1 protein-coding gene is annotated in these 349 nt (G+C 77.4%); it reads left to right on the top strand.

The window, feature by feature from the left end; all coding sequences use genetic code 11:
* Positions 1 to 233: YIP1 family protein (locus KA217_05455; protein ID MBP7711898.1), on the top strand; the 233-nt coding region annotated here is incomplete at its 5' end.
* Positions 234 to 349: the final 116 nt, after the last annotated feature.

Genomic DNA, 349 nt, shown 5'->3' with positions numbered 1-349 from the left:
CGCAGCCCGCGATGCCGGCGCTCCCGGCCCAGCCGGCGGTCCCTGCGAAGCCTGCGGCAGCGCAGCCCGCGATGCCGGCGCTCCCGGCCCAGCCGGCGGCCCCCGCAGTGCCTGGAGCGCCGCAACCGGCGCTCCAGGGGGCGGCCACCATTCCGGGCCAGTACGGCGCTCCGACCTACGTCCCTCCGGCCGGAGGCTATGGCTATCCTCCGTATGGTGGTGGATACCGCTAGAAGCCCAGCCGCCAGAAGCACTGCAGACCCGGCGGGCGCTCGGCGCCCGGCCGGGGCACCGCCCACCGGGGCATCGCCTGGCGGCCACTCCTCGCCGAGGAGACCGACCGGGGCGA

This window comes from Gammaproteobacteria bacterium, from assembly GCA_017999615.1.
GTDB lineage: Bacteria > Pseudomonadota > Gammaproteobacteria > JAABTG01 > JAABTG01 > JAGNLM01.
The sequence above is the reverse complement of the archived record's forward strand: the minus strand, read 5'-3'. Positions and strand labels throughout refer to the sequence as shown.